The organism is Bradyrhizobium sp. (assembly GCF_030693485.1).
Lineage (GTDB): Bacteria > Pseudomonadota > Alphaproteobacteria > Rhizobiales > Xanthobacteraceae > Bradyrhizobium.
On record NZ_JAUYAN010000030.1, the window covers coordinates 1 to 3,844 of the forward strand.

At 63.5% G+C, this 3,844-nt stretch carries 6 protein-coding genes; 1 reads left to right on the plus strand and 5 read right to left on the minus strand.

From position 1 onward, the window contains the following. From Q8N40_RS02320 to Q8N40_RS02340, 5 genes are all read right to left on the minus strand, one after another. Positions 1 to 246 (minus strand): hypothetical protein (locus tag Q8N40_RS02320; protein ID WP_371135593.1); only part of this gene is annotated, 246 nt, incomplete at its 3' end. 191 nt (positions 247 to 437) lie between these two features. After that, positions 438 to 878: a nuclear transport factor 2 family protein gene (locus Q8N40_RS02325; protein ID WP_305710667.1), complete on the minus strand. Its 441-nt coding sequence runs from the start codon at positions 876 to 878 to the stop codon at positions 438 to 440. 168 nt (positions 879 to 1,046) lie between these two features. After that, positions 1,047 to 1,313, minus strand: coding sequence for a hypothetical protein (locus Q8N40_RS02330; RefSeq protein WP_305319982.1), 267 nt, complete (start codon positions 1,311 to 1,313; stop codon positions 1,047 to 1,049). A gap of 123 nt (positions 1,314 to 1,436) precedes the next feature. After that, positions 1,437 to 1,880, minus strand: a complete 444-nt coding sequence (locus Q8N40_RS02335; protein WP_305710668.1) for a nuclear transport factor 2 family protein — start codon at positions 1,878 to 1,880, stop codon at positions 1,437 to 1,439. A 270-nt stretch (positions 1,881 to 2,150) separates the two neighbouring features. Beyond that, complete coding sequence (locus Q8N40_RS02340; protein ID WP_304872531.1) at positions 2,151 to 2,294, minus strand: hypothetical protein; 144 nt, start codon at positions 2,292 to 2,294, stop codon at positions 2,151 to 2,153. Positions 2,295 to 2,513: 219 nt separating this feature from the next. Between Q8N40_RS02340 and Q8N40_RS02345 the strand changes: the two genes are divergently transcribed. Continuing rightward, the gene (locus tag Q8N40_RS02345) at positions 2,514 to 3,617 is read left to right on the plus strand and encodes an alpha/beta fold hydrolase (protein ID WP_305710669.1); all 1,104 of its coding nucleotides are present in this window, start codon (positions 2,514 to 2,516) and stop codon (positions 3,615 to 3,617) included. Positions 3,618 to 3,844 lie beyond the last annotated feature (227 nt).

Here is a 3,844-nt window from a genome sequence, read left to right on the forward strand (position 1 = left end):
CGAGGTGTCGGAGCCATCGGAGGCCTTGGGCGCGCGCGCCTTCGCGGCCGGCCCGAGCAGCAGCGTGGCGGTATCGGTATTGAGCTGGCTCCAGTCCGGCTCCAGATCCTCGCTATCGGCACCCTCGCTATCGGTGTCGGACGCGGCGGTTTCCGCCGCGGCCTCTCGATCGTCCTGCTCCGCCGGCAGCGCCTGCGCATGCGCCAGTGGCGCCATGCCAATGCCGGCCGCCAGTAACAGCAGCATCGCCAGCCAATTTCGAGTTCGTGAAATCATGACCCCGCCCGATTGCAGGCGGGCATTGATGCGGTCACATCGGCGCGAAATTGTGGCGTTGTGTTCGCCTCTGTCATTCCGGGATGATCCGGAGGACCAGACCTCAGGTGCGCAATTGCGCACCGTAGTTCGATGCTTCGCATCGCCCCCGGAATGACGACTCACGCGAGCGATGCCATCTTCGGCAGATGGATCGGACGCCCGAGCGCCTGCTCCACCAGGTCGAAAGTATCGACGAGAACCCGGATGCTGAACAGCCTGCCGGCCTTGAACTGCGCGAAATGCGCGATCCGCAGGCTGATCGGCTTGTTCGAATCCATCGCGGTCAGGGAATAGCGCAGCATCGAGGACGCCGACTCCTCGCCGAGCATGATGCTCTCGCGATCGAAGCGGTGGACGCGGACGTTCTCGGCGATCTGCCGGATCACCTCGATCACGGCTTCCCGGCCGCGGCGCGCGCCGAGGAATGGAAACATGTCGATCGGGCCATAGATCGCCCAGTCGACCTCGTCATCGATCAAGGCCTCGATGTCTTCGAACCGGCGTTCATTGATCGCGCGATGCAATGCGCGCGAAAAACGCCAGAGGCTGTGCTCTGTCATTTTGGGAGTTCCTGGTCTGGATTGGCAGCATACCCGGTCGCGAAAACGCGACACCAAGGGTGGTTGCCTGTGGTTGCGGGACTTCGTTGTTGAAGCCTTCAATAAGCTGTCTTGAATAAAATTCAACGGATACTATTGCATTGCATAAATGCGGCAGGTTCCATCCGTTTACCTTTCGCGCCGGCGTCCAGGTTCCTGCTCGATGGCGATCTCGGCATCGCGGATCGCGATCACACCGAACAGCAGCGCGCCGCCGATCCCGCCGATCGCGGCGCCCAGCGGCATGAAGGTGAAGAACACCAGCATGGCGTTTTGGCCTTCAAAACTGGAGATCCTGAGCAATTCGACGCAGGCGAGCCCGGCGCCGATTCCCAGCGCTGCGCCGCCCAGCGCTCCCAACAACAGGCCGAGCAGCACAAGCAACGCTATTTTCATGGATATGTTTTCTTTGTGTCGGACCCGCAAAACCTCGTCATGAGTCGCGGCAGGGCGCCGCGAGGTTCAATGCGGTTTCTGGAACAGGCGGCTCACGGCGGGCCGCCGCGGATTCAGGTCTGTTCAGATCTTGCCGGTCTCGGCCAGTTCCGCGGCGACGTCGCGTTCCAGCACCTGCTGAACCAGATCGAAGGTGTCCATGATCTCGCGGATTTCCGCGATCCGGCCGCCGCGCAAGGTGTAAAACGCCGCGATATCGAACTGGACGGTGCGGTCGTTGTCCCGCTTGCGGAAGAATGCGCGTATATGCACCGCGACCTTGTCGGCTTCGGCGACGGTGGCCGCTACCTCATAGCGCAGGCTGGAATAGCGGGCGTAGACGACGCTCCACATTTCGCGCACCGCGGCCTTGCCCCGCCGGTGGCCCATATGCGGCATGATGTCGATGGGGGCGTTGGCGAGGAAATCGACGTCGTCACTGCAGCAGGCCAGCGCGGCCTCGACATCGCGGGAGTAGAAGGCATCGAGAAAATTCAGCACGCGCTGCCGGTTGAGTGGTTCGACCAAGACTTTTTCTCCGCCGGGTCTTGCGCCCGACTCGCATGCTCCGGGCCATTGTGGACGGAATTGCGCGGTGATCAATCGGCAAAAGTTCCGACCGCTTGGACGCGCGGGGAACGAAATCGGATTCACAACTAAGGCGTGTATTTTCGGGGCCGGCGCCCCAGCGATACCTGCCGCCGGGCCGTGCCGCTGACGGCGCCGGGCGCGCCGGCGCGACGCCATTCACCTCAGGGGCGCTGCGCCACGCCCGGCAAAGGGCTGCAACCGGGGGGTCTAGCTCTTCTTGTTCGGGCTCTGCCCGGCGGGGGTCTTGCCGGCCGCGAACGGATTGACCGGCGCGGCGCCGCCCTTCTTGAGATTCTTGTCGGCCTTCGGTTTCTTCTTTTCCTTGTTGCTGCGCATCTGACCCTTGGCCATGACGTTTCTCCCCTGGCGCCCGGTTGAAGATTCGGCGCGAGCCGAAGCCTAGCAAATCCGGCGGCGCTTGTATGCAAGCGGCGGGAAACCGCAAGGCCGCTGATTTATTCCGCCCGCCGTGCCGGGCAAATCTCCGCCGGCGGTCTTGCCTGCGGCGGCGCAGCCCGTATCCTCCGCCGCAGGAGGGCGTCAACGTCCCTCCGTTCCCGGGAGGTCACCATGAAGCGCATCGCCCATCTCGTTGCCGCAGGCCTGTTGCTGTCGCTGCCCGCGGCGGCCCATACGCCGCAGCAACCGCCGCATCAATCCTTCGCCGCGGGCGACCTCAAGCTCGAAAGCGGCGAGGTGATCCGGGATTTCGCGATCTCCTACGTCACCCACGGCACGCTCAACGCCAAAAAATCCAACGCCATCCTGATGGTGACCGCGATTTCGGGCAACCATCACCGGCTCGATTTCATGATCGGTCCCGGCAAGGCGCTCGACCCCGACAAGTATTTCATCGTCTGCACCGACGCCATCGCCAACGGGCTGACGACGTCTCCCAGCAACTCCAAGGCGCAGCCGCGCATGCAATTTCCGAAGTTCACCATCCGCGACATGGTGGAATCGCAATACCGGCTGATGAAGGAGAAACTCGGCATCGACCATGTGGTCGCGGTGGTGGGCCCGTCGATGGGCGGCATGCAGGTGCTGCAATGGGGCGTCAGTTACCCGGATTACATGGACGCGCTGGTGGCGATGGTGCCGCTGGCGAAGACGCCGGCCTGGACGGTGGCCGTGCTGGAAGCCTCACGCAAGGCGATCATGACCGATCCGGCGTGGCGGGACGGCAATTACGAGGCGCCGCCGGAAAAGGGCATACGGCTGTGGCGCGACATTCTTTTCCTGTCGGCGCGCACCCCGGAGATGTATTCGGCGCAGTTCAGGAACGGCATGGATGTGCTGCCCTGGCTGGAGGCGCAGGAGACCGCGCTGCTGAAGGCGTTCGACGCCAACAACTGGATCTACCAGACCTGGGCCTATGAGCGGCACGACGTCGGCGCCACCAAAGGTTTTGACGGCGACACCGCCAAGGCGATGGCCTCGATCAAGGCCAAGACCCTGATCCTCACCGGCACCAAGGACCTGCTCAATCCGGAATTCGAGCCGATCGAGATGGGCAAGAATATCCCCGGCGTGAAGATGACGACCATCAGCCCCGGCCCCGTGACCGGTCACGCCTCGGCCGGCGGCGCGATCCCGGCGGATGTCGAATTTCTCAACCGCGAGACCGGGGCGTTTCTCGATGCGGTGACGGAAGGCGGCAAGAGGTTGAATTGAGTGGGGCGCCGTGTAGCCCGGATGAAGCCAGGCGGCCGGCGCGCGAGCGCCGAGCCGGTGGCGCAATCCGGGAATGGTTGCGACGGAGGCCCCGGATTTCGCAAGGGCTCCATCCGGGCTACGGCTTCTGACGTACGCATCGGCCTATCAACGTCATAGCGAGCGCAGCGAAGCAATCCATTTCGCAGCGGTACGGTTGGTAGATGGATTGCTTCGCTGCGCTCGCA